Annotated in this window: 4 protein-coding genes; 3 read left to right on the top strand and 1 reads right to left on the bottom strand. The window is 66.3% G+C overall.

Features of this window, described 5'->3' with window-relative positions:
- The first annotated feature begins 382 nt into the window (after window positions 1-382).
- Window positions 383-823, top strand: coding sequence for a hypothetical protein (locus ACFWI9_RS33565; RefSeq protein WP_387168890.1), 441 nt, complete (start codon window positions 383-385; stop codon window positions 821-823).
- A 304-nt stretch (window positions 824-1,127) separates the two neighbouring features.
- Here the strand turns inward: ACFWI9_RS33565 and ACFWI9_RS33560 are convergent, their stop codons facing one another.
- Window positions 1,128-1,340, bottom strand: a complete 213-nt coding sequence (locus ACFWI9_RS33560; protein WP_352182860.1) for a hypothetical protein — start codon at window positions 1,338-1,340, stop codon at window positions 1,128-1,130.
- 429 nt (window positions 1,341-1,769) lie between these two features.
- Between ACFWI9_RS33560 and ACFWI9_RS33555 the strand changes: the two genes are divergently transcribed.
- Together ACFWI9_RS33555 and ACFWI9_RS33550 are read left to right on the top strand one after the other, a co-directional pair.
- The gene (locus ACFWI9_RS33555; protein WP_387168887.1) at window positions 1,770-2,564 is read left to right on the top strand and encodes a ParA family protein; all 795 of its coding nucleotides are present in this window, start codon (window positions 1,770-1,772) and stop codon (window positions 2,562-2,564) included.
- Window positions 2,561-3,060 (top strand): hypothetical protein (locus tag ACFWI9_RS33550; protein ID WP_387168884.1); only part of this gene is annotated, 500 nt, incomplete at its 3' end. The genes ACFWI9_RS33555 and ACFWI9_RS33550, both read left to right, overlap by 4 nt.

Genomic DNA, 3,060 nt, shown 5'->3' with positions numbered 1-3,060 from the left:
GACGAGGTACCCAACAACACAGCCGACGACAACAACGAAGCCGTTCAAGGGGTTGATGTACAGATGCACGGGGGCCCTTTGGTCCATGGACCCACGCCAATGAGGCGATGTTTGCTGGCTGGGTCCTTATCAGCGGGGGAAGCCCATCCGTCTACTCATTGACCGCCGGAACTCGTTCAATGTGGCGTCCGTCACAGTCGGTGGGCTTTTTTTTAAGCCAGCCCCGCAGTCGCCGTCACCCAAGACCGGGCGTCGAAACAGCCTGCTTCACGAACTTGACGCCCCATCATACGACACGGCTGTCGTCGACAGCGCGCCTCTCCCCCTGTACCCAGAGCCTGCAACACGCCGAACCTTGCCGGACGGGGATCGTTGGCAGGACATGCCGACACACGCCCGGCCGGCCGATGCCGACCAGATCGCCGGAGAGACCGCCGCCGTGGACCTGGTCCTCGCCTACCTCACCCACACCGTGCCCGCCGCGCCGGCGCTCTCCCCGCTCGCCGCCGACTACATGGAGCAGCAGGCGTCCGGGCTGCTGACGGGTGCGGTCATGCTGGATCCCGACTTCTCCCTGAACCGGCGCGCGCTCATGCCGCCCGCCGGGCTCGCGTGGCTGGAGAGCGTGCCGATGTGCGAAACGATCGCCGCGGCCGTCCATGCACTCGCCGGAGACGGCGGTGACCGGCTCTCCCTCCTGGCTCAGGAGGAACGGCTCATGGCCCTGGCCATCTCCACCGCCGCCCGCCTGGTCGCCCTCTACCAACCCGACGAAGCCCTGCGGCGGCTGCACGAGGTCCGCGACGTCGTATCCCGTCCCTGAACACACGGCATTACCGGCTTGCCGTCTCCCGGCCGGCTCCGACGCGCGCCGCCGGACAACACCCTGTGCGTGACGGACAGCCGTCACGCGGTGACGCCTACGGCAACGGCCGTCTGAACGCGTCAGGCGGGCGTTTCCCTCCGTAGCCGCCACGCCCGGGTACGGCACTTCGGCGAGCAGTACACGGAATCCGTCCGCTTGCGGACGGAGACGGACACCCCGACAGCGTCCCGCCCTGGCACGTGTGGTGGAAGGAACCTCCGGATTCCTGCCTCTGGAGTCGGGGGCAGCAGTGCCGAGGGCGTCAGTGCCCCGACTGGGTGATGCCGTCGGCGAGTTGCCCCACTACGTTCAAGATTCCCTGCCCGAAGGCGGTCGGGGCGACCAGCACTCCGAACACCAACACGATGAGCACGGTGAGTTGTTCATCGGTCCGCTTCCGCGCCTCGGTACGGCGACGGAGTCTCAGAACGATGATGACCGCCAGAAGCACAGCCACGTTGATCGACAGCACCATGAGAGCCCCCTCCTCTGAATGCACCTGGTTCAGATGTAGCGAGCGAGGGCAGTACGAGCAGCTCAGGGACCAGTAGATGGCAACAAAACAGGTGTAGTTCGGCCGGATCGGCAGGGTTGCGCACAACGGCGTGACCGCGTTCGGTCTCACCCCGTCTACAGCACTGAGGCCCGGCGCCCGCTCACCGCAGGACTCCGGGCCTGTCCACATGTCAGCCGGACACCGGCCTGAGCATCATCGAGTGAGCGATGTTCGAACGATTCCTTCCAAATTTGGAAGGCCTCTCGAAGGGGCCAGTGGCACCTACACACCCGTCTCCAGAGACGTCAGCGTCACGTTCTGGGCGCAAGGGACGTCGCACATCCTGATCAGGGGGGTGGGTAGATACTCTTCCGTCGTGACACGGTCGGACGATGTGGCGGGTACGGGATGAGCGAAACCATCGCGGTGTACAGCGAGAAGGGCGGCGTGGGCAAGAGCGCCCTGGCCGCCGGGCTGACCGCTGCGGCACGCAAACGCGGCCGTCCTGTGGTCGGCGGAGATCTCGACCCGCGGGGAACGCTCACGGCAGAGGTCGGAATCGGGACTACACCGGATTTCACCATGAACGACCTGTTGGCCACTGACCCTCAAGGTGAGGCCGGGCTCGCAGGTGATGCGCTGGCTGCGGCCTCCGACGCGTGGTCGGGGGTGCGGATGATCGCGGCTGAGCGGGCTCTCGCCAACCGGGAGACGGACAACCTCGCGATCGGCCTGGAGTTCAGGCTGCGTCTCGGTCTCCAGGGAGTGCTGGGGGACGATGGTGTCGGCATCCTGGATCTCCCTCCGCGCGCCGGCGGAAAGCTCGTCACAGCGGGACTGGTCGCGGCCAGCGCAGTGGTGATCCCTGCGACGTTGGACGAAGACGGCCGGATCGGTACGGAAGAGGCCCTGAGCACTATCAAGCTCGTGCAGACCCTCGGCATGAACCCGAACCTGCGAGTGGTCGGAATCATCCCGTCGATCGTGCCGGGCGGACCCAACACGCTCCGGGACGCCATAGAGGACTTCTTCGTCGAGAAGTACGGCGACCTGTATCGGAAGGATCTGTCGATCCCCCGTCACACGGTGCGTCAGCAGACCCGGTACGCGTGCGTCCCGATCACCAGCGCGCCGGGCAAAGAGGCCAAGACGCTCGCCGACGTGTACGACAACATCCTTACTGCGGCTGGAGTTGAGAAGTGACCCGCAACAAGCTGGTCCAGGCGGGAACAAGCCGGCTGCAGAAGGCCGCCGACTCCAAGGTCGACCCGGCGGTGCCGGCAGAGCTCCAAGCGGCTGCGGCAGTAGTCGCTCAGCCCAGCGCGTTCGCGGGCGGCCGGGTCCTGGGGGCGGACGATGTGACCGGCACGCCTGAGGAGCAGTTGGCGTACGTCACGGAGCAGTTGCGGGAGATCGACACCCTGGGACGCAGGGCGGAGGACTTCACGACCCTGAACAAGGGCGCGCTCCTGGAAGTGGCGCAGGAGCGGGATCTGCATGTGGTGGCCGGCCACTCCAACTTCGGAGTATGGGCGGGTGAGATCTTGGACGTGGAGCCGAACTACGTGTTCGAGCTGCTGACGGACGCGCGCCGCATCCGCTCTCTGGCCCTGCTGGGTGAGGATGCCGCGCAGTATCTGACCCGAGCGTCCGCGCGGAAGGTGATGGCGGAGGTAGTCGAGCAGCAGGGCCTCGAGGC

Source organism: Streptomyces sp. NPDC127084, assembly GCF_042724175.1.
In the GTDB taxonomy this organism is placed as follows: Bacteria; Actinomycetota; Actinomycetes; order Streptomycetales; family Streptomycetaceae; genus Streptomyces.
This window is presented reverse-complemented; position numbering and strand designations above follow the sequence as displayed.

What these genes read in the sequence shown, in the direction of transcription:
- ACFWI9_RS33565 (WP_387168890.1), top strand. Translation starts at nt 383, where the DNA reads ATGCCGACACACGCCCGGCCGGCCGATGCCGACCAGATCGCCGGAGAG.
- ACFWI9_RS33560 (WP_352182860.1), bottom strand. Translation starts at nt 1,340, where the DNA reads ATGGTGCTGTCGATCAACGTGGCTGTGCTTCTGGCGGTCATCATCGTT.
- ACFWI9_RS33555 (WP_387168887.1), top strand. Translation starts at nt 1,770, where the DNA reads ATGAGCGAAACCATCGCGGTGTACAGCGAGAAGGGCGGCGTGGGCAAG.